Source organism: Cerasicoccus sp. TK19100, from assembly GCF_027257155.1.
In the GTDB taxonomy this organism is placed as follows: domain Bacteria; phylum Verrucomicrobiota; class Verrucomicrobiia; order Opitutales; family Cerasicoccaceae; genus Cerasicoccus; species Cerasicoccus fimbriatus.
Map to the genome: position 1 here is coordinate 249729 of NZ_JAPWDU010000003.1, position 15602 is coordinate 265330.

Sequence of the window (15602 nt, forward strand, 5' to 3'; positions counted from 1 at the left end):
TTAGGCCTTCGCCTTTTCGAGGACGGAGTCGATGCCGGCCTTCATGTAAAAGTCATTTTCGTTCACGTGGTCGAGCTCACCATCGAGGATCATCTTGAAGCCCTTGATGGTTTCGGCAACCGGAACGTAAACGCCGGGGAAGCCAGTGAAGATTTCCGCCACGTGGAACGGCTGAGACAGGAACTTCTGGATCTTACGAGCGCGGAAGACGACTTGCTTGTCTTCTTCGGAAAGCTCGTCGAGGCCGAGAATCGCGATGATGTCCTGCAGGTCCTTGTAGCGCTGCAACACCTGCTGAACGCCACGGGCCACTGCGAAGTGCTCTTCGCCCACGATGTCCGGAGCCAACGCGTTGGACACCGATGCCAGCGGGTCAACCGCCGGGTAAATGCCGAGCTCGGCAATACGGCGCTCAAGAACGATGGTGGAGTCCAGGTGAGCAAAGGTGTTCGCCGGAGCCGGGTCAGTCAAGTCGTCCGCCGGAACGTAAACGGCTTGGAAGGACGTAATCGAACCCTTCTTGGTGGAGGTAATACGCTCCTGGAGGATGCCCATTTCCTGAGCCAGCGTCGGCTGGTAACCCACCGCAGACGGCGAGCGACCGAGCAGCGCGGACACCTCGGAACCGGCCTGCGAGAAGCGGAAGATGTTGTCGACGAACAGGAGCACGTCCTGGTTCTTTTCGTCACGGAAGTATTCGGCCATGGCCAGACCAGACAGCGCCACACGCATACGTGCGCCGGGCGGTTCGTTCATCTGACCGTAAACGAGGGCCACCTTGGACTTGGAAAGATCGTCTTGGTTGATAACGCCACCTTCGGACATTTCCCAGTAAAGGTCATTACCTTCGCGGGAACGCTCACCCACACCAGCGAACACGGAGTAACCACCGTGCGCCTTAGCGATGTTGTTAATGAGCTCCATGATGACCACGGTCTTACCAACACCAGCACCACCGAAAGCGCCAACCTTACCACCTTTAATGAAGGGGCAGATGAGGTCGATAACCTTAATGCCGGTCTCAAGGATGTTCGCTTCCACGTCTTGGTCGACGAGCGCTGGCGGCTGGCGGTGAATCGGGTAACGCTTCTCCGTGACGCAAGGTCCGCGCTCGTCCACGGTGTCGCCGGTGACGTTGAAGATGCGGCCCAGAACGGGCTCACCAACGGGAACGGTGATCGGGCTGCCGGTGTCGGTGACATCCATGCCGCGAACGAGGCCCTCAGTGGAGCTCATCGCAACCGCGCGGACAGCGCCTTCACCCAGGTGCTGCTGCACCTCGATCGTCAGGCGGGTCTCTTTGCCCTGCACCGTGAAGTCGATGTGCAGTGCGTTAAAGATTTCGGGGACATTGCCCTCTGTGAACTGCACGTCTACGACGGCGCCGAGGATTTGGACGATTTTACCGATGTTAGCCATGGGACAAATGTGGTGAGGGTTCTTCTTAAAGTTAGTTGAATTGCGTAGCGGCGGCGATTTCCAGAATTTCCTGGGTAATAGCAGCCTGGCGGGCTTTATTGTATTCGAGGGTCAGGTCGCTGACGAGGTTCTTGGCGTTGTCGGTCGCCGACTTCATCGCCACCATACGGGCGCTGTGTTCGGAGGCCTTGGCACCGAGCAGACTCTGGAAAATGAGCTGCTTGACGTAGAGAGCCGGCAGCTCTTCGAGAATCTCGTTCGGGCTGGGCTCGAAAATCATTTCGCGGTCATCCGAGCTGGTGTCGGATAGCTCGATCTTGTTGCGCTTCTTGACGTCCTCAATGAGGTCGTGGATGTCAGTCATCGGCACGATCGGCATCAGCGTTGGCTGCTGCAAGAGGGTGTTGATGAATGCGCTGTAAAGGATCTCGATGGTGTCGATCTTGCCCTCTTCGTAGAGCTCGAGCATGTAGTTCACAATCGCGCGGACTTCGGCGTAGGTCACCTTGTCCGAGAGCGGGAAGTCCGCCATCAGCGGGCGCTTGGTGCGCGAGAGGAACTGCGTGGCCTTCTTGCCGATGGCGATGTAAACCGCATCGTCCTTGATGGCCATGATCTCCTTGAAGAGGTTACCGTTGAGCGGTCCGCAAAGGCCCTTGTCGGTGCCGATAACGAGGATGCCGCGGCGCTTCACTTCGCGCTTTTGCAAGAGCGGGTGATTCTGGGCAATTTCCTGACCGGCGACGGACTCAAGAATCTCAGCGAGCAGCACGGCATAGGCGCGGCCAGCCGTGGCTGCATCCTGCGCCTTCTTCATCTTCGACGCCGCCACGAGCTGCATCGCGCGGGTAATCTGCGATGTGTTCTTGACCGACTTAATGCGGCCGCGAATTTCCTTGGTTGAGGGCATTGATCAAAAATTCAAAATTATAAATGCAAAATTCAAAAAGCAGGACGCTGAGCTATGCTTTCGATTTCTTTATGATGGTCGTGAAAATTGCGGTCAGTTGCTTGGTTTCTGCAATGATTGGTTCGAGCTTATCGGCGGGAAATATGTTTTCAGCATTGAGCAGTTGAAGCCAGTATTCGGATTCGTTCAGCTCGCGAAGGCAAATCCCCATGGTTGAGATAAATTCGGCTTTGGATCTACCACGCTCCGCTTCTCGGTAATTAGCCCCGACTGACGTGCCAGAGCGAAGCAGCTGTTTTCCGAGAACTTGAGCGACAGTTGATTTCGGCAATGCAGAAAACAAACGCACAACTCGGCGCGCATACTGGAAAGTACGCTCGCTGAGATCACGCTCACTTTTTTGCATTTTGAATTTTGCATTTTAAATTTACTTGAAGCTGCGCTTCCACTCTTCGACGGCGGACTTGAGCTTGCCAGCCACTTCGTCGCCGATCTTGCCACCACCGCGCACGGCGTCGAGGACGTCCTGCTTGGCAGTGGAGAGGAATTCGTGCAGGGACTGAACAGCGTCGCGAACGCGCTTCACCTCGATGTCCGAGAAGAAACCTTCCTGCATGGCCCAGATCAGCGCGATCTGCTCTTCAGCCTTCTTGGGCGAGAGCGGCGGCTGCTTGAAGAGCTCCACGAGGCGGTCACCCTTTTCGAGGATGGACTTGGTTTGCGCGTCGAGGTCGGAACCAAACTGAGCGAAAGCGGCCAGCTCACGATACTGGGCGAGCTCACCCTTCAGCTTACCGGCAACCTGCTTCATGGCCTTAACCTGAGCGGCCGAACCCACACGGGAAACGGACAGACCCACGGAAACCGCTGGGCGGATACCTTGGTTGAAGAGGTCGGTTTCGAGGAACACCTGACCGTCGGTAATCGAAATCACGTTGGTCGGAATGTAAGCCGAAACGTCGCCAGCCTGAGTTTCAATGATCGGCAGCGCGGTGAGCGAGCCGTTGCCATTGTCTTCGTTCACACGAGCGGAACGCTCGAGGAGGCGGCTGTGCAGGTAGAAAACGTCACCTGGGTAAGCTTCACGACCCGCCGGGCGCTTCAGAATCAGAGAGATCTGACGGTAGGAAGCCGCGTGCTTGGAAAGGTCATCATAAACGATCAGCGCATCCATGCCATTTTCCATGTAGTATTCACCCATGGCGGCACCAGCGAACGGAGCAATGTATTGGTTGGCCGGATTGTCAGCAGCCGGAGCAGCAACGATCGTGCAGTATTCCATGGCGCCGGAGTCTTCCAGGGCCTTGATCGTGCGGGCGATATTGGACTGCTTTTGGCCAACCGCGACGTAGATGGAATACATCGGGCGGAAACCTTCTTCAAAGGTTCCGTCTTCCTTCTTGTGCTGGTTGTTGATGTTGGCCTGGTTGATGATCGTATCGATCGTAATGGTGGTCTTACCCGTGGCGCGGTCACCAATGATGAGCTCGCGCTGGCCACGGCCGATCGGAATCATCGCGTCAATCGCCATAATACCGGTTTGCACCGGCTGGTCGACGGACTTACGGGGAATGATGCCCGGGGCAATCTTTTCGACCGGATAAGTGGTGTCGGACTCGATGGCACCCTTGCCGTCGATGGCTTGGCCAAGGGCGTCGACCACGCGGCCGAGCAACGGCTTGCCGACGGGAACGGACAGCAGACGACCGGTTGCCTTGGCTTCGTCGCCTTCCTTCAGGTGAGAGTAGTCACCGAGGACAACGACGCCGACTTCGTCTTCTTCGAGGTTCAGTGCGATGCCGTAAACGCCACCGGGAAACTCGATCATTTCGTTATACATGCAGCCGGACAGGCCGTCGAGCTTGGCGACGCCGTCGAAAACGCTCGTGATCTTACCGACATTGGTTTTGACGGTCTTGGTTTCGAGCTTGGCGATTTCCTGTTGGATCTGTTCGAGGACGGAACTCATTGGGTGCTTTCTAATTAAAAATTATAAATGCTAAATGCAAAAATGGTGAGGCAGATTGGTGAGGGAGGGAAACTTCGGTCAGATGCTTTTTTGAATTTATCCTTTTGAATTTTGCATTCCCTAGGTGACGTTTTGCTCGAGTTGAGCGAGGCGGGTGGCGACAGATGCATCGAAGACATCGTCTCCCACGGTAACGCGGATGCCGGCGATCAACTTGGGATTTTCCTTCGTGGTCGCGACGATCTTGCGGTTGTATTGTTGAGTAAACTGCTGCTCGATCTTGGCCAGCTCACCGGCTGGCATCGGGCCGGCGAATTCCACCTTGGCGGTGCCTCGGGCGACTTCAATTTCGAGGTATTTGGCGTATTGCTTGAGGAGCTGCTTGTATTGGCGCGGCGGCTCCTGGGCCAGGGCTTCCAGTACGGCGGACACACGTTCGCTGCTCGCCTGGCCATCCGCATCGAGGGACATGGCGACGAGCTTCTTGGCGAAGTCCTTGAGATGTTTGTCCTGGGCCATGAATTAGTTGGCGTAAAGTTCCTTGGCGGCGGATTCGCTGAAGCGGCCCTTCTCGTCGGAGGTCAGGTCGCGGTCGAGGACCTTGGCGGAGGTGGCGACAACCAGCTCGGCAACTTCCTTGCGGACGTCGGCCAGCATCTGCTTGCGCTCCTGCTCGGAGGCGGCGTGTGCCTTGGCAATGATGCCTTCGGCGGACTTGACGGCCTCGGCCTTTTGGGCCTCTTCAAATTTGTGGGCGTTGTCGCGGGCTTCGTGGACGATCTTGGCGGCTTCCTCGGAAGCTTCGCGGATCTTCTCAGCGCTGTCCTTCTCGGCGTTGGCGAGAGCGGCCTTCATTTCTTCGGCGTATTGGAGACCGTCCTGGATTTTGCGCTGGCGCTCCTCCATGGTGGTCATGACCGGCTTGAAGGCGGCCTTCCAGATGACGATGGCCACGATAATGAAATTCAGGCCTTGGGCGATCAACAGCGCCGGCTCGACGTGAAAGTAACTGGCCAACTGCTCGACGGTGCCACCGTCGGTTGCCTCTGGCGAAGCGGCGGCGATCGTTAACAAGCTGCTTAACATGGCTTAAGGGTCTTAAGTTTACTTGGAGGTGAGAGGGAAAAGGGTCGCGGGGCGACAGTTGCCGCCCCGCGCAAGTGGTTTAGCTGCGACCGAGGAACAGTGCGTAGAACGCGACCGCTTCTGCGAGCGCCATACCGATGATGGACTGGACGAGCACCTTACCGGAAGCGCCGGGGTTGCGGCCAACGGCTTCAACAGCCTTGGTGCCAACCATGCCTACGCCGAAAGCAGCTGCGAGACAGCCGAGGCCGCCCTGCAAACCGAGGTGAATGCTACCAGTGATTTCTGCGAGTGTTTCGATCATTTTAACTAGGTGTTTTTGTGTTTTTTAGAACCCGGCCGCCCACGCTCGTTGGTCAATGGTCCCGGCCAGGAAATTGTTGTTCTATTATAGAAAGGGAAATTAGTGGTCGTCGTCGCCGTGGTTGACGATCAGGCCGATGTAAACGGCAGTCAGGAGGGTAAAGACCAAGGCCTGCACGAGGCCGATCAAAATTTCGAGGAAGAAGAACGGCACCGGCACCACCCACGCGATCATGCCATGCATGCTGGTGAGGAGGTTTTCGCCACCGAAGACGTTACCAAAGAGTCGGAACGGCAGGGAGACCAGGCGGGACAGAATCGAAACAACTTCGATCAGGCCAACGCCGGCAAAGACAATAAAGAGCGCCAAATAGATCGGCCCGGGGACTTCCTTTTTGTCGGCCTTGTTACCAAAGAGGTCGTAGGCCAGCACCTTGACGCCCGCATAACGGAGCACATACCAGATCCACGCGATGAACGAAATGATCGCCAGCGCGAGCGTGGTGTTCAGGTCGGCATTGGCCGGACGGAAGTAATAATAGAAGTGGCCGAGGACATACTGGCCTTCCTTGGAACGGATTACCTGACCCGCGTGCTGGGCAGCTTCTGCCGCTTCAATAGTAGGGAACTCAGCATCGACCACGAAATGACCGAACGAGCCCACACCCGGGAGCAAGCCGCTCCAGTTGTTAATCAAAATAAAGACGAACAGCGTAATCAGTAGCGGGAAAACCTTTTTAATCAGCTTTTTGCCGATGATCGGCTCCATGATGTCGAGCACGCCAGTGAGCATGCCTTCGACGACGGCTTGGCCGCCGGAGGGAACGAGCTTGGGCGTGCCCACGAGGAGCTTAATGCCAACGATGAGCAGGATGGAAATTACCCAACCGGTGATCATCGCGTTGGTGACGGGCAGGCCGAACACCGAGAACAGTTCGTAGGCATACGGGCTGACGCCACCACCGCCCGCAGCCATCAAAGGCGCGGCGCTGAGGAGGAAACCAGTTGGAAGGAGAAACTTGCGGAAATGAGCCATTCCGAGTGATCGGGTATAGTCAGAGAGTGAATGAAGGGGCCTATGAGTTGACTGATATCTGATAAGCGTCAACACTAGAAATTATAGTATTGCCCTCATTACCAGCATTTCTGCTCGCCCTGATCAGATCGCCTTATCTAACGCCCAAACCCGAAGCCCCTAACAAATGGAAAAACCAAACACCGGCAACCCGGCGGCATCCAGCCCAGACCGCCCCCACGCAGCACCCACACGCAAAACAGGCGCTGGCGAACGACGCCTGCGCCTGGATCTGTTCTCCGCAATCGTGCTGATCGCGCTCCTTGTAGCCCTGCTTGGCCAGCTGACACTCCTCGCCTCAATGGGCTAGGAAAGGTTTGTAAGGTTCGTAGGTTAGAAATGTTCGAAAGTTGATGTAATAGAGGCAACGTTGGGGCTTCTCACCGAGCTTGATGGCGAAAAACCTTTCGAACCTACAAACCTTCGAACGTTTCGAACCTTCTAACCTCAGTTCATCGAGTCGCCGTTGACCGGGCCGTCGTTGATGAGGTTGCTCGGCATGTCGGAGAGGATGTTTTCCGGCATGTCCTGAATTGGGTCCTTAGGCATGTCCTGGATCGGGTCCTTAGGCATGTCCTGGATCGGGTTGGCAGGCATGTCTTGAATGGGATTCTTCGGCATATCCTGGATCGGATTCTTGGGCATGTCCTGGATCGGCGCATAGTAGCCATCTTCGCTGTATTGGCCAGCAATGGCGTTGGCGTCCTTCTGATCCGTAATCGTCAGGCGAACGCTGTCAGCTGCCTGGCGGAAAATGTAGAGGTCGGGCGTCACCGTGCTGCCATCCTTGGAATGCAGGCCACGGTTTTCACCCTGCTGCTCGAAGCGAATGACCATGTAACGGTCGGTCAGGTCGCGGCCGATCAGCGGAGAGACGTCATAAGTTTGCGCGCCAGTCTGGGAATTTTTGTCGAGGGCGCGGTTGATTTCGTGGATCGGCTGACGCTGAAACTGAGCGCGCAGGCTGCGGTCGGAGTTAATGTCGCTCGTCGTACCGATATACATGATGCGCATTGGAGCGGGCTGGCCTTCGATCTTATCGAGGAATACACTGAGCAGGAGCTTGTTACCCGCAGCGGCCTTCAGCTTGTCGCGCAGGCCGTCTTTTTCCAGGTCGAAAATAGCGATGCCCTTGGCGGTAGCCGTCTCGCGGTAGGTCCAGTTCATGCCCTGAAGGGTCAGGATGTCGCCTGCCTCAAAATGCTGGTGGTCGTAAGTGTCATACACGCCATTGGTGCCGGGCTTGCCGGTGAGCGTGTAGGTGTGGGAAGCCGTGGCAACGGTCTCGGCGTTCAGGGATATGGCGCTCAGCGCCGCGATCAGCGTGGTAAAAGCAAGGCGTAAATTCATGACGGGCGGATTGTTATGAGGTTCTAATGTATCACCTTGGCGCGGATTTTTGCTCTGGCAATGGAAAATCTACGCTGATGAGAGCGGCAGAGGAAATTAATATTCCCCGCCAGACCTTGCAGAATTGGCGGTACCAGTCACAATTCAGAAAAAGTTCTGGGAATCGTCTAAATAATAATGCTTTACTGACGCTATTCCTTTGCCAGAATTTCCATTTACAATAATCCCTCCAGCACATATATAGTTAGTTTGATGCAGTCGTCTGATAAAGCGTCACCGGGTTCCGAGATGGCTCGTGAATTCACGGTTCAAAACAAGATGGGTATCCATGCCCGTCCCGCCGCCATGATTGTACGCGTGGCCAACAAATTCAACGACGTCGACGTCTGGGTGGACAAGGATGACGAATCCGTCAATGGCCGCAGCATTATGGGCCTCATGATGCTGGCCGCCGGTCAGGGCTCCAAGCTCAAGTTTGTCGCCTCCGGCCCCGGTGCCGAGGAACTTCTCGCCGAATTGGGCGAACTCTTCGAGCGCAAGTTCGAGGAAGCCTAGCCAGCATCCTGCTGGACCGGAGAAATTCGCGCAGTGCGCGAATGCGGTTAATTCGATGGTGCTAAGGTTCAGGCCAGTCCAGACGCCAAACCCCTGCTTCCTTCACGAAATAGAAATTACGGATTTCTTTTTGCGAGTCATCACTAGCCTGGAGATGGACCACCTGCTTCGTATTCCCATACGATGCCCAGCGGTATTTCAAATCCAAGGCAGCTATATCTTGGCAAATCCCCTGGAAGCCATCTTCCGGGTAGGCCCTATTCATGTAGGCAACAGAACCAGCAGACCAGAGCTTTTCCGCACCTGCAAAGTCGCCTGATTGGCAGTGTTGAATGTATTGAGCCACCACATCGCGCGGACGATTCCCTAGATAATCCCGCTCAAAGCGCGGCAAAAAACGAAAAGTTAGCGCGAAAAAATACAGCACCACCAGATAACCGAAAATGCAAACTACGCCACAGCCCGTAAAAAACGTCGCCCATCCGGAAAACGATTTTTTGCAGTTCGTTTTCATTAACTAATCGGCGACGCTGGTTGCCATTAGCGCGGCCACCATCAGCCCAGAACAATTAATTTTCCGAAACATCTACACGATCAAAATATTCGCGAGCACCATAAAGAGCTGGAAATTCCTTGGGGATATCGTATGCGACGTAATATCTGTCGGGCGAAACAAACTGAAGGGTCTGTTTGGTAACCTCGCCCGTCTCTGGATCGGTGGTCACGATAAAAAGCTTATCCTTGGTCTCGACTTCAACCCGATATTCTAAGCGATCTGAGGATTCCCCAAGCTCAAAGGACGAGGGCCAAGAAAATGAACACTCACGATCGGTGTAGGTAACGATCATTTGTCCGTAGAGATCAAACCAGCGGTCACGCACATCCTTCGGCATGGAATCTGGAAGCGAAAAAGTCGCTACTGTTAATTCCCGGTTTGATTTCCATTGGCCTTTAAGTTCCGGCGCGGCATTCGCGGCGGAAACTTGGCAAGCGATCATTAATAATACCAGAAGTCTCATAACTTAGAGGATACCACTACCCCTCCACGTAATCCGCGAGCGAAACCGCCATTTGCGGGGCGGCTTTGACTAATTCTTCCTGCGTCGTGACCAAGCGTAGATTCAGCTCCTGCGCGAGGGCAAGGTATTCGCACTGATAGGCGGAGAGGCCGGTTTGCAGGGCAATCTCCAGCACTGCCTGATCGTCGATGTTATATTGGCGCGGGTGCATTTTGTCTTCGGCGGTGCGGAGGATTTCCTGGGCGGCCTTGGGCGTCACCCAGCCTTCGCGCACGTAGCGAACGACGATATTGCGAAACTCCGAGCGCCAAATTGGCGCAGAGGACCAAGCCGGGTCCTTGGCATAGGCCCGCTGCGCGAGATCGGTCATCTCGCCCGGTAACAGCAGGAAAGCCAGCGGCCCTGTATCCACAATGACCATAATAAAGACGATAAGTGCTAACGGCCTGATTGTCAATCAGTTCCCATGGACAAGGAGTTTGAAGGTTCGAATGTTCGGAAGTTCGAAAGTGGAGGCGAATTTTAATCAACCTCCATACTTTCGAACATTCCAACTTCCGAACTTCCGAACCTTAACTCCTAGGAGCCTCTCAAAAACTCATGCAACTGGGCGGCCAACTTGGGGCCGATGCCAGGAGCGGTCTGCAAGTCCTCCACTGAGGCCTGACGCAAGCGCTCAAAGCTGCGAAAGTGCTCCATCAGAGCCTCACGGCGAACCGGCCCCAGGCCCTCGAAATCGTCCAGCACACTCTCGCGGATTTTCTTACTGCGCAGCTCGGCGTTGAAGGAATTGGCGAAGCGGTGAGCTTCGTCGCGCAAGCGCTGCAGCAGGTGCAGCGCCGGACTGTAGTCAGGCAAATTGATAGGCTCGCGGTCGTCGCCAAAGACGATCGTTTCTTCGCGCTTGGCCAAGCCAAAGAGCATCGGTGGCTCCAGGCCAAGGATCAGGAACGCCTTCATCGCGGCGCGGACCTGCCCCACCCCGCCGTCGATCACCACGATGTCGGGGAACGGCTTTTCCTCCTCGTGTAGACGGCGGTAGCGGCGGCCGACCACCTCTTCCATTGCGCGGAAGTCGTCGTTGCCCACGAAACTCTTGATCCGGTAGCGGCGATAGTTCGACTTGTCTGGTCGCCCGCCATCGAAGCGCACCATCGAGGCGACCACGAAACTGCCCGAAATGTGCGAAATATCGAAGCACTCCAGCGTCTGCGGACGGCGCGGCATGCCGAGGCATTTCTTCAGAATATCCGCAGCCTGATCGGCACCCGGCATCGCCAGGCGCGGCTCCCTTACAAAGCGGCGCTGCTGCCGGAGGGTCTTCTTGAGGGCAAAGAACACATCGCGCAGCTCGGCGGCTTTCTCGAAGCGTTGCTCGGCGGCGGCCTTTTGCATTTCCGCCTCGATGTCCTTGACCCACTCCCGGGTTTTGCCGTCGAGAAACTCCAGCGCCTGGTCGACGCGCTCGTGGTACTCTTCGGTAGAGATGTCCTCCGTCTGCGCGTAAATTTCGGCCCGGGCGTCATCGTAGAGCCGCCAACGGCCGTCCTCCAGCCGCTTGGGCTTGGCGTCGCCCAGCAGGATGCCGAAGCGCTTCCGCATCTCGGCCAACGTCTTACGCAACAACCCGCTGTGGGCAAACGGCCCGAAGTAGCGCGCGCCGTCCTCCAGCTTATTGCGGGTCAGCCGGAAGCGCGGCAGCTCGCTGGAGACATCTACCCGCACCAGCAGGAACTGCTTGTTGTCCGTGAAGTCGGTGTTGTATTTGGGCTTGTACTGCTTGATCAGCTTGCCTTCGAGCAACAGCGCCTCCTGCTCACTGCGCACCTGAATGATCTCGAAATCGTGAATCAGGTCGATCATCGCAACCACCTTGGGCTGGGCAATGGCCTGCTTGCGCGAGGGCTGAAAATAAGTCGACACCCGGTTCTTCAGGCTCTTGGCCTTGCCCACGTAGAGCACCCCGCCGAAGCGATCCTTCATCAGGTACACACCCGGCCCGCTCGGCAAACGCCGCACTTTTTCCTTAAGCGTGCTGGAGATCATTTTGGGAAGTTCGAAAGGTTCATGGGGTTCGTAACGTTTGAAAGGTTGTGGCGGGAAATCAACCCATCAACTGAAATACAACCATGCGCCAATGCATCCCATTCGCAAGTCGCCAACTTTACGAACATTTCGAACCCCACGAACACTCCAAACCTTTTAAAATACCGCCTCTGGCTTGCAGGATGGGGATTTCTCCTTTGACTATGGGATGTTACGCCAAAGGTTTTGCTTATGACGCCATCGATTAAAGTCGATTTGATTACACTGGGAGACGAGCTGCTGCTCGGGATTCGCGAAAACGGACACCTTCAATTTATTGGAGGCGAGCTGGCGCGCCACGGCCTCGCACTGAGACGCAACGTCAGCTGCCGAGACACGGCCGAGGAAATCATCCACACCTTTGAGGAAGCCTGGAAAACGGCGGACATCATCATCACCACCGGTGGCCTTGGCCCCACCAGCGATGACAACACCCGCGAGGTCATTGCCCAGTGCCTCGGCCTCAAGCTGGAATACCAGCCCGAGATCGAGGCTGCCATCCAGGCGCGTTTCGACCGCATCGGCCGCGTCATGTGCGAGAACAATCTCAAGCAGTGCTACATCCCCACCGGCGCGGAAATCATCCCCAACCCACACGGCACCGCGCCAGGTATTTACCTGCAGCACAAGGGCAAGCGCCTCTTTATGCTGCCCGGCCCGGCTTCCGAGTTGCGCCCGATGTTTCACGAGCAGGTGCTGCCGCGCATCTGCGACGACGGCTTTTGCAGCATCGAAGACGCCTACCTACAAATCCGCACCATGGGCGTCGGCGAGAGCGCATTGGAGATCAAACTACAGCCCATTTTGGAGCGCAACCCCGACGTCCATATCGCCTATTGTGCGCACCAGGGCATGGTCGACGTCCGCCTGAGCCAGGAAACCATTCCCATCGACCACGCCCACCTCCGCGCCGTCGCCGACGAATGCCGCGAGGCGCTTGGGCCGGACTTCGTGTGCTTCGGCCACTGTCATCTGGCCAAATCCATTTTTAACTTTCTTCGTGCGCATGAGCGCACCCTCGCCGTGGCGGAGTCTTGCACTGGCGGCCTGCTAGCCAATGCCTTTACGGACATCCCCGGTGCGAGCAAGGTCTTCGCTGGCGGCATTGTTTGCTACAGCAACGAGTCCAAGATGGAGCTGCTCGGCGTGCCCGAGTGCCTGATTTTGCAGCATGGTGCCGTCAGCGCGGAATGCGCCGTAGCCATGGCCGAAGGTGCTGCCGAACGGCTGGGCACGGATTACGCGCTATCCGTCACAGGCTACGCCGGCCCCTGCGGCGGCACAGAGGAGAACCCCGTCGGCACGGTTTACATCGGCTACCACAGCCCCCTCGGCACGTGGTGCATCCGCATGGTCCACCCCGGCGAGCGCAGCGCCGTCAAGGTCCGCGCCGTCAACCGCGCCTTGGACATCATGCGCCGCAAGCTCCAGAAATATAACCTCGAGGAAGCCCTCGTGTGTGAGTGCCACGCAAAGCCGGCCATCGCCGAGGATTAGCCAACGCTACTTGAGCAATTGGCAACCGTCCAGCCGGGCCATGCGTTTGTCGTTCGTCAGCACCTCAAAATCCCGCGCAGTGTATTCTTGTGCGATGAGGCGGTCCAGCAACCCCGCGCCAGTTGTTTTTTCCAGTATCTCAATCACCGCATGTCCATTCAAGGGCTGCACAGCACCAGCACTAAAAAGCGCCAGCATCGCCTTTCGCGCATCGGCTTTGGATATTTCATAAAAATGCTGCAGCGTAATGTAAGCTTCGCCGATCACTTGATTCGACACGAATAATTGAGCTGCAGCTTTCTCAGCAAAGAGCCGCTCCAACGCCTTGGTTGTTTTCGTAAAATCTGGCTCCGGATGCCCGGTGAGCAGCCGAACAAAAACCGAGGTATCAATCCCGTAGTTTGATGTCTCTGGCGGCATGGCGAATCGCATCCATATTTGGAGCAGGCAGGGTCATGTTCACTTTGTTTCTCAGAGGCGCAAGCAAGCTCGCGTCAAAGCGCTTGGGCTTCAAAACATAGCCCTCGCCGGTATCCTGCAGCTCGATGACATCACCCGATTGCAGGTGCAGCTTGTCCATGACCTCCTTGGGGAAAGTCACTTGGCGCTTGCTGGTGATCTTTAAAAGCATGCCTTACTTTATAGCCTAGAGGGTAAGGCGTCAAATACATTACTTCGTCTTGCGCATGGTGCGGGATTGGTTAGACTGATCACAATCTTAACCCCCGTTTGCCCAATGAATCGCGATCTTGCCCTCGATAAACTAAAGAACCACGACGAACCGTTTGACTTCGTCATCATCGGCGGCGGCGCTACCGGCCTCGGGTGTGCGGTCGACGCCGCCAGCCGCGGACACTCCGTCGCGCTGATCGAAATGGCGGACTTCGCCAAGGCTACCTCCAGCCGCAGCACGAAGCTCGTCCACGGCGGCGTGCGCTACCTCAAGCAAGGTAACATCTCACTCGTGCTTGAAGCGCTCAAAGAGCGCGGTCGCCTCTGCGAAAACGCGCCGCACCTCGTGAGCCATCAGGCGTTCATCGTGCCGATCTACAGTTGGTGGGAAGGCCCGTTTTACGGCATCGGCATGAAGGTTTATGACATGCTCGCTGGTCGCCTCGGCCTGGAGCCATCAGAGAACCTGAGCCGCGAGGAAACCCTGAAGCGCATCCCCACGCTGGAGCAGGAGGGCTTGCAGGGCGGCGTCATTTATTACGATGGCCAGTTCGACGATTCGCGCCTCGCGGTCAACCTCGCGCAAACGGTGTTCGACCAAGGCGGCATTGCGATCAATTACGTGAAGGCCGTCGGTCTGGAGAAAGAAGCCGGCCTGATCTCCGGCGTCGAATGCGAGGACGTCGAGACCAATGAACATTTCCACATTCGCGCCAAAGCCGTCATCAACGCGACCGGTATTTTCAGCGACAGCGTGCGCCACCTCGACGACCCCAGCGCGCAAAAGATGATCACCGCCAGCCAGGGCGTGCACCTCGTGTTGCCCAAAGAATTTGTTCCCGGCGACGCCGCAGTAATGGTCCCGCACACCACCGATGGTCGCGTGCTTTTCGCCGTGCCGTGGCACGAACATGTCGTCGTCGGCACCACGGACACGCCACGCGACAACATCGAGCTGGAGCCCCGCGCGCTGGAGGAAGAGATCGACTTCATCCTGGCCAACGCCGCGCAATACCTCGCGCGTGACCCGCAGCGCAGTGACGTGCTAAGCGTCTTCGCAGGCTTGCGACCACTCGTCAAAAGCGGTGGCAGCGGCAACACCGCCGCCATCTCGCGCGACCACACCATCGTCGTCGCCGACAGCGGGCTGATCACGATTTGCGGCGGCAAGTGGACCACCTATCGCAAGATGGCCGAAGACTGCATCGACCAGGCCGAGATGATTGCCGGAATTGAAACCCGCCCCTGCGCAACAGCGGAATTAAAGATCCACGGTGCCACCGACACCCCCGCCACGGACCATGCGCTGATGAGCCTCTACGGCAGCGATGGGCGCGACATCCATGCGCAAAACGAGGCCCAGCCAGAGCTCGCCGCCCAGCTCCACCCCGACCTGCCCTACACCGTGGGCGAGGTCCACTGGGCCGTGAAGCACGAGATGGCCCGCAAGGCCGAAGACGTCCTGGCCCGTCGCACGCGCGCTTTGTTTTTAAATGCGCAAGCCGCCCATGACAGCGCCCAACCGGTGGCGGAAATCATCGCTGCCGAGCTTGGCAAAAGCGCCGACTGGGCCACCGCCGAAGCCCAGCGTTTTCAAAAACTCGCCAGCGGCTATCTCGTAAAAAAGTAAGCAGTCGCACGCGGTCTTCGACCTTCAAGCTG

19 protein-coding genes are annotated in these 15602 nt (G+C 56.9%); 4 read left to right on the top strand and 15 right to left on the bottom strand.

The features are described from left to right. The 8 genes from atpD to atpB all read right to left on the bottom strand — a co-directional run bounded on the left by atpD (position 1) and on the right by atpB (position 6723). The gene (atpD, locus tag O3S85_RS07640; protein ID WP_269539333.1) at positions 1-1419 is read right to left on the bottom strand and encodes a F0F1 ATP synthase subunit beta; all 1419 of its coding nucleotides are present in this window, start codon (positions 1417-1419) and stop codon (positions 1-3) included. A 31-nt stretch (positions 1420-1450) separates the two neighbouring features. Beyond that, complete coding sequence (gene atpG, locus O3S85_RS07645) at positions 1451-2329, bottom strand: ATP synthase F1 subunit gamma (protein WP_269539334.1); 879 nt, start codon at positions 2327-2329, stop codon at positions 1451-1453. Positions 2330-2381: 52 nt separating this feature from the next. Then, positions 2382-2735: a four helix bundle protein gene (locus O3S85_RS07650; protein WP_269539335.1), complete on the bottom strand. Its 354-nt coding sequence runs from the start codon at positions 2733-2735 to the stop codon at positions 2382-2384. Positions 2736-2756: 21 nt separating this feature from the next. Next, a complete protein-coding gene (atpA, locus tag O3S85_RS07655; RefSeq protein ID WP_269539336.1) occupies positions 2757-4298 on the bottom strand; it encodes a F0F1 ATP synthase subunit alpha in 1542 nt (513 codons plus the stop codon). A 120-nt stretch (positions 4299-4418) separates the two neighbouring features. Further along, positions 4419-4817 carry a F0F1 ATP synthase subunit delta gene (locus tag O3S85_RS07660; protein WP_269539337.1) on the bottom strand — a complete coding sequence of 133 codons (399 nt, stop codon included), beginning with the start codon at positions 4815-4817 and terminating at the stop codon, positions 4419-4421. Positions 4818-4820: 3 nt separating this feature from the next. Next, positions 4821-5384 carry a F0F1 ATP synthase subunit B gene (gene atpF, locus O3S85_RS07665; RefSeq protein WP_269539338.1) on the bottom strand — a complete coding sequence of 188 codons (564 nt, stop codon included), beginning with the start codon at positions 5382-5384 and terminating at the stop codon, positions 4821-4823. Between the two features lie 79 nt (positions 5385-5463). Continuing rightward, on the bottom strand, positions 5464-5688 hold the full coding sequence (locus O3S85_RS07670; RefSeq protein WP_269539339.1) for an ATP synthase F0 subunit C: 225 nt from the start codon (positions 5686-5688) through the stop codon (positions 5464-5466). Positions 5689-5787: 99 nt separating this feature from the next. Beyond that, entirely contained in the window at positions 5788-6723 is a 936-nt protein-coding gene (gene atpB, locus O3S85_RS07675; RefSeq protein WP_269539341.1) for a F0F1 ATP synthase subunit A, read from the bottom strand. A 166-nt stretch (positions 6724-6889) separates the two neighbouring features. On the opposite strand from atpB, the gene O3S85_RS07680 reads away from it, so the two are divergent. After that, positions 6890-7072, top strand: a complete 183-nt coding sequence (locus tag O3S85_RS07680) for a hypothetical protein (protein WP_269539343.1) — start codon at positions 6890-6892, stop codon at positions 7070-7072. Positions 7073-7209: 137 nt separating this feature from the next. Here the strand turns inward: O3S85_RS07680 and O3S85_RS07685 are convergent, their stop codons facing one another. Next, complete coding sequence (locus O3S85_RS07685; RefSeq protein WP_269539345.1) at positions 7210-8112, bottom strand: hypothetical protein; 903 nt, start codon at positions 8110-8112, stop codon at positions 7210-7212. Positions 8113-8400: 288 nt separating this feature from the next. Between O3S85_RS07685 and O3S85_RS07690 the strand changes: the two genes are divergently transcribed. Next, complete coding sequence (locus O3S85_RS07690; RefSeq protein WP_269539347.1) at positions 8401-8667, top strand: HPr family phosphocarrier protein; 267 nt, start codon at positions 8401-8403, stop codon at positions 8665-8667. Positions 8668-8728: 61 nt separating this feature from the next. On the opposite strand, the gene O3S85_RS07695 is transcribed toward O3S85_RS07690, so the two are convergent. The 4 genes from O3S85_RS07695 to O3S85_RS07710 all read right to left on the bottom strand — a co-directional run bounded on the left by O3S85_RS07695 (position 8729) and on the right by O3S85_RS07710 (position 11732). After that, on the bottom strand, positions 8729-9181 hold the full coding sequence (locus O3S85_RS07695; protein ID WP_269539349.1) for a hypothetical protein: 453 nt from the start codon (positions 9179-9181) through the stop codon (positions 8729-8731). Positions 9182-9236: 55 nt separating this feature from the next. After that, positions 9237-9686, bottom strand: a complete 450-nt coding sequence (locus O3S85_RS07700; RefSeq protein ID WP_269539350.1) for a hypothetical protein — start codon at positions 9684-9686, stop codon at positions 9237-9239. A 16-nt stretch (positions 9687-9702) separates the two neighbouring features. Continuing rightward, complete coding sequence (locus O3S85_RS07705) at positions 9703-10098, bottom strand: type II toxin-antitoxin system VapC family toxin (RefSeq protein WP_269539352.1); 396 nt, start codon at positions 10096-10098, stop codon at positions 9703-9705. Positions 10099-10265: 167 nt separating this feature from the next. Continuing rightward, the gene (locus tag O3S85_RS07710) at positions 10266-11732 is read right to left on the bottom strand and encodes an excinuclease ABC subunit UvrC (protein ID WP_269539354.1); all 1467 of its coding nucleotides are present in this window, start codon (positions 11730-11732) and stop codon (positions 10266-10268) included. Between the two features lie 231 nt (positions 11733-11963). Here O3S85_RS07710 and O3S85_RS07715 point away from each other — a divergent pair, with 231 nt between their 5' ends. Beyond that, positions 11964-13268 (top strand): competence/damage-inducible protein A, encoded by a 1305-nt coding sequence (locus tag O3S85_RS07715; protein WP_269539355.1) that lies wholly within the window; start codon positions 11964-11966, stop codon positions 13266-13268. 6 nt (positions 13269-13274) lie between these two features. Here O3S85_RS07715 and O3S85_RS07720 read toward each other — a convergent pair whose 3' ends face one another. Further along, a complete protein-coding gene (locus O3S85_RS07720) occupies positions 13275-13688 on the bottom strand; it encodes a type II toxin-antitoxin system VapC family toxin (RefSeq protein WP_269539357.1) in 414 nt (137 codons plus the stop codon). Continuing rightward, positions 13657-13899 (bottom strand): AbrB/MazE/SpoVT family DNA-binding domain-containing protein, encoded by a 243-nt coding sequence (locus O3S85_RS07725; protein WP_269539358.1) that lies wholly within the window; start codon positions 13897-13899, stop codon positions 13657-13659. The genes O3S85_RS07720 and O3S85_RS07725 overlap by 32 nt, the downstream gene beginning before the upstream one ends. Before the next feature lie 105 nt (positions 13900-14004). Here O3S85_RS07725 and O3S85_RS07730 point away from each other — a divergent pair, with 105 nt between their 5' ends. Continuing rightward, positions 14005-15570, top strand: a complete 1566-nt coding sequence (locus O3S85_RS07730; protein WP_269539360.1) for a glycerol-3-phosphate dehydrogenase/oxidase — start codon at positions 14005-14007, stop codon at positions 15568-15570. Positions 15571-15602 lie beyond the last annotated feature (32 nt).

Coding starts and splice junctions, on each gene's coding strand:
- atpA (WP_269539336.1), bottom strand. CDS start 4,298: ATGAGTTCCGTCCTCGAACAGATCCAACAGGAAATCGCCAAGCTCGAA.
- O3S85_RS07650 (WP_269539335.1), bottom strand. CDS start 2,735: ATGCAAAAAAGTGAGCGTGATCTCAGCGAGCGTACTTTCCAGTATGCG.
- O3S85_RS07680 (WP_269539343.1), top strand. CDS start 6,890: ATGGAAAAACCAAACACCGGCAACCCGGCGGCATCCAGCCCAGACCGC.
- O3S85_RS07710 (WP_269539354.1), bottom strand. CDS start 11,732: ATGATCTCCAGCACGCTTAAGGAAAAAGTGCGGCGTTTGCCGAGCGGG.
- atpB (WP_269539341.1), bottom strand. CDS start 6,723: ATGGCTCATTTCCGCAAGTTTCTCCTTCCAACTGGTTTCCTCCTCAGC.
- O3S85_RS07685 (WP_269539345.1), bottom strand. CDS start 8,112: ATGAATTTACGCCTTGCTTTTACCACGCTGATCGCGGCGCTGAGCGCC.
- O3S85_RS07670 (WP_269539339.1), bottom strand. CDS start 5,688: ATGATCGAAACACTCGCAGAAATCACTGGTAGCATTCACCTCGGTTTG.
- atpF (WP_269539338.1), bottom strand. CDS start 5,384: ATGTTAAGCAGCTTGTTAACGATCGCCGCCGCTTCGCCAGAGGCAACC.
- O3S85_RS07695 (WP_269539349.1), bottom strand. CDS start 9,181: ATGAAAACGAACTGCAAAAAATCGTTTTCCGGATGGGCGACGTTTTTT.
- O3S85_RS07730 (WP_269539360.1), top strand. CDS start 14,005: ATGAATCGCGATCTTGCCCTCGATAAACTAAAGAACCACGACGAACCG.
- O3S85_RS07700 (WP_269539350.1), bottom strand. CDS start 9,686: ATGAGACTTCTGGTATTATTAATGATCGCTTGCCAAGTTTCCGCCGCG.
- O3S85_RS07660 (WP_269539337.1), bottom strand. CDS start 4,817: ATGGCCCAGGACAAACATCTCAAGGACTTCGCCAAGAAGCTCGTCGCC.
- O3S85_RS07725 (WP_269539358.1), bottom strand. CDS start 13,899: ATGCTTTTAAAGATCACCAGCAAGCGCCAAGTGACTTTCCCCAAGGAG.
- O3S85_RS07720 (WP_269539357.1), bottom strand. CDS start 13,688: ATGCCGCCAGAGACATCAAACTACGGGATTGATACCTCGGTTTTTGTT.
- atpD (WP_269539333.1), bottom strand. CDS start 1,419: ATGGCTAACATCGGTAAAATCGTCCAAATCCTCGGCGCCGTCGTAGAC.
- O3S85_RS07715 (WP_269539355.1), top strand. CDS start 11,964: ATGACGCCATCGATTAAAGTCGATTTGATTACACTGGGAGACGAGCTG.
- atpG (WP_269539334.1), bottom strand. CDS start 2,329: ATGCCCTCAACCAAGGAAATTCGCGGCCGCATTAAGTCGGTCAAGAAC.
- O3S85_RS07690 (WP_269539347.1), top strand. CDS start 8,401: ATGGCTCGTGAATTCACGGTTCAAAACAAGATGGGTATCCATGCCCGT.